Here is a 3,131-nt window from a genome sequence, read left to right as displayed (position 1 = left end):
CCGCTCCAGCTCCCGCCGCAAAGCCCGCGCCAGCCCCGGGAAAGCCCCGCCCGTCGAAACCGCCACCGTCACCGGCCCCCGCCGCACCACCGCCGGCACGATGAAGGTGCACAGCTCCGGGCGGTCCACCACGTTCACCGGAATCCCGCGCCGGCGGCACGCCTCGAACACCGCCCGGTTGACCTCGGGATCGTCCGTGGCCGAAACCACCAGAAACGCCCCCCGCACGTCCCCGGCCCGAAACGCGCGCCGGACCCGCCGCACGGGAAGCCGCCCGAACCGGGGATCGAACCGCGGACTCACCGCCGTCACGCGCGCGCCGGCCCGCGCGAGCGCCCGCGCCTTCCTCCAGGCCACGGCGCCTCCGCCCACGACGAGGCACGCCTCGCCGTCCACCTTGAGGCTCACCGGATAGTACATCGCCGGCGGATTATAGCCGAACGGCGGCCCCGACCCAAGCGCGCGGGATGACGGGCTCGGCCCCGTGTGCTATCATGCGCGTGTGAGCGAAACCCGCGTCATCGCCGTCCACCCGGAGTCCTTCGACCCCGCGGCGCTCGCCCCGGCCGTCCGCGCGCTCCGCGAAGGGGGCCTGGTGGGCCTCCCCACGGAAACCGTCTACGGGATCGCCGTCAACCTCGAGCGGCCCGAGGCGGTCCGCCGCGTCCTCGAGCTTCGCGGGAATCCCCCCGGCCACCGGATCACGATCCACATCGGCGACCGCGACGCGCTCCGAAAGCTCGTGCCCGGACCGCTTCCGCCCGCCGCGGCGCGACTCATGCAGAAGTTCTGGCCGGGACCCCTGACGATCCTCTTTCCCGCCCCCGACGGCGGCGAGGTGGCCGTCCGGTACCCCAACCACAAGGTGGCCCTCGAGGTCCTGCGCGCGGCGGGCGTCCGCGTGGGAGTCCCCTCCGCCCACCGGCCCGGAGAGCCCGCCGCCGTCCGCGCCGAGGAGGTCCTGCGGGCCTTCGACGGCCGGCTGGACGTCCTCATCGACGCGGGTCCCACCCGCCAGCGGGGAGCCTCGACCGTGGTGCGCGTCCGGGGCGGACGCGCCGAAGTCGTGCGGGAAGGCGCCATCCCCGCCTCCATGATCGACGAGGTCAATCTCCGCACGATCCTCTTCGTCTGCACGGGCAACACCTGCCGAAGCCCCATGGCGGCGGCTCTCCTGCGCCGCCTCCTGGCCGGACGCCTGGGCGTGGCCGAGTCCGACCTCGAGTCCCGCGGCTGGCGGATCCTTTCCGCCGGCACCGCCGCCGGGTACGGAGGCGCCGCCGCCGAAGAGGCCGAGCACGCCGTGGCCGCCTACGGCGCTGACCTTTCCCGCCACTCGTCGCAGCCGGTTTCCGTCTCCATGGTGGAGGAAGCCGACCGCGTCTTCGTCATGAGCGCCCGCCACCGCAAGGTGCTCGTCGAGTGGATGCCCGAGCATGCGGGCAAGATCGAGCTGCTCGACCCGTCGGGCCGGGAGATCGAGGATCCCATCGGCGCGCCCGCCTCCGTCTACGCCGACTGCGCCCGGCGCATCCACGAGGCGCTGGAACGCCGCCTTCCGGAAATCGTGGCCGCATGAAGATCGCGCTCGGAGCCGACCACGCGGGCTGGGCCGCCAAGGAATCCCTCGGGGAATTCCTGCGGGCGCGCGGCCACGAGGTGATCGACCTCGGCCCGTCCAGCGGGGCCCCCTGCGACTACCCGGACTTCGCCGCCGCCGTCGCCCGCGCCGTGGCCTCCGGGCGCGCGGACCGCGGCGTGCTCGTCTGCGGCACGGGCGTCGGCATGTCGATCGCGGCGAACAAGATCCCCGGCGTCCGCGCGGTCCACGTGACCGACGAGGCGACCGCCGAATTCAGCCGCCGCCACAACGACGCCAACGTGTTCTGCGCGGGAGCGCGGCTCCTGCCGGCGGATCGCATCGCGGAGCTTCTGGCGCGGTGGCTCGAAACGCCCTTCGAAGGCGGGCGGCACGCGGGCCGTCTCGAGAAGGTCCGGCGCCTCGAAGGCGGACCCGGACCGGCGGACTACTTCCACCCCGCCAGGACGTGAAGCTGCGGGAGCACCAGGACGTCCCGCCCGCAGGCCCGGCGCAGCCGCCCCAGGGTTTCGCCGTCCGGAGGCTCGATCCCGGGCCGCACGGGCGTGACGAGCTGCAGCACGATCGGCATCTCCGGCGGCACGATCGAGGCCGCGCGGGCGACCTCCTCCTCGCGCGTGTCCCGCAGGACCACGATCTTGACGAACGCCTCGCGCCCGCGGGCCAGCTCCAGGCAGCGCCGCGTGTCCTCCCAGTCCATCCGCACCCCTTCGCACGAAGGGAGCTTCACGTCGAAGGCGAACACGTCGATCGCGTCGGCGACCACCGCGAGACGGTGGGCGAGCGTGCCGCTCGTGTCGAGGTAGGTCTTCATGCCCAGCGCGCGCGCCCCGAGGGCCGTCTCGCGCACGAACTCCGCCTGCAGCACCGGCTCTCCCCCCGTGAAGCTCACGGACGGGTGCGGGCCGAACGAGCGGATGGCCTCGAGGGTCTCCTCGACGCCGACCGGGTTGGGCCGGGATTCCCCCCGGATCGTCCACCGGGCGGCGCGCTCCCACGACTCGGGGGTGTCGCAGTACGCGCAGCGCAGGTGGCAGCCCGAGAGGCGCACGAAGACCTGGCGAAGGCCCGCGTAGGGCCCTTCCCCCTGGAAGGAGGAGAAGACTTCGAGGAGGCGGCCTTCGAGGCGTTTCATCGCGCCTCCAGCGCGCGAAGGCTCCGCAGGCAGGACTCGCAGGAGCCGCACCACGTCCGGCCGCCCTCGTAGCACGGCCAGATCCACCCGAGCGGCGCCCCCAGGCGGCGGCCCAGGCGCACGATCCCCGCCTTGTCGAGGTTCGCCGTGTAGCTCACGACGCGCACCCCATTGGCGGTGGAGTAGCCGAGCGCGCGGTTGACGGCCCGGACGTACGCGGGGGAGTTGTCCGGAAAGGTCGCCGCTTCCTCGCGGTTGAAGCCCGTCACCAGACGCGTCGCTCCGAGGGACTCCGCGTGCGCGGCGGCGATCTCGATGAAGACGCCGTTCCGGTTGGGCACCCAGACGGCGGCCGCCGAGCGGGCCGACATCTCGTGGCGGGGCAGGCGCGCCCGC

5 protein-coding genes are annotated in these 3,131 nt (G+C 73.7%); 2 read left to right on the top strand and 3 right to left on the bottom strand.

The genetic code is table 11. From position 1 onward, the window contains the following. A partial coding sequence (locus VNO22_03655; GenBank protein HXG60447.1) for a bifunctional precorrin-2 dehydrogenase/sirohydrochlorin ferrochelatase occupies window positions 1-420 on the bottom strand: 420 nt, incomplete at its 3' end. 82 nt (window positions 421-502) lie between these two features. Between VNO22_03655 and VNO22_03650 the strand changes: the two genes are divergently transcribed. After that, window positions 503-1,579 carry an L-threonylcarbamoyladenylate synthase gene (locus tag VNO22_03650; protein ID HXG60446.1) on the top strand — a complete coding sequence of 359 codons (1,077 nt, stop codon included), beginning with the start codon at window positions 503-505 and terminating at the stop codon, window positions 1,577-1,579. Further along, window positions 1,576-2,052 (top strand): ribose 5-phosphate isomerase B, encoded by a 477-nt coding sequence (gene rpiB, locus VNO22_03645; protein ID HXG60445.1) that lies wholly within the window; start codon window positions 1,576-1,578, stop codon window positions 2,050-2,052. The genes VNO22_03650 and rpiB overlap by 4 nt, the downstream gene beginning before the upstream one ends. Here the strand turns inward: rpiB and VNO22_03640 are convergent. Both VNO22_03640 and VNO22_03635 read right to left on the bottom strand, forming a co-directional pair. Next, entirely contained in the window at window positions 2,028-2,735 is a 708-nt protein-coding gene (locus VNO22_03640; protein ID HXG60444.1) for a 7-carboxy-7-deazaguanine synthase QueE, read from the bottom strand. The two genes, rpiB and VNO22_03640, sit on opposite strands and share 25 nt — an antisense overlap. Then, a partial coding sequence (locus VNO22_03635) for a 7-cyano-7-deazaguanine synthase (protein ID HXG60443.1) occupies window positions 2,732-3,131 on the bottom strand: 400 nt, incomplete at its 5' end. The genes VNO22_03640 and VNO22_03635, both read right to left, overlap by 4 nt.

This window comes from Planctomycetota bacterium (genome assembly GCA_035574235.1).
GTDB lineage: Bacteria > Planctomycetota > MHYJ01 > MHYJ01 > JACPRB01 > DATLZA01.
This window is presented reverse-complemented; position numbering and strand designations above follow the sequence as displayed.